The organism is Gilvimarinus sp. 1_MG-2023 (assembly GCF_030548285.1).
Window position 1 is genome coordinate 1 of record NZ_JAUOSC010001052.1, and the last position, 270, is coordinate 270.

The 270-nt window shown below is 53.7% G+C and carries 1 protein-coding gene; it reads right to left on the reverse strand.

What is annotated here, in order from left to right:
• Nucleotides 1-270: ribulose-phosphate 3-epimerase (locus Q4563_RS20080; RefSeq protein ID WP_442903819.1), on the reverse strand; the 270-nt coding region annotated here is incomplete at both ends.

Consider the following 270-nt stretch of genomic DNA (forward strand, 5'->3'; position numbering starts at 1 on the left):
GCCCCGGCTTCGGCAATCTCCTGAATATTATCAACCTTGACGCCGCCATCGATTTCCAGACGAATATCCAGCCCGGACGCATCGATGCGCTGACGTACCTGGCGCAGCTTATCCAGTGTACCCGGAATAAACGACTGGCCACCAAACCCCGGGTTGACCGACATCAGCAGGATCACATCAAGCTTGTCCATCACATAATCAAGGTAATGTAATGGCGTAGCCGGGTTAAACACCAGACCAGCCTTACAGCCCAACGACTGGATCAACTGC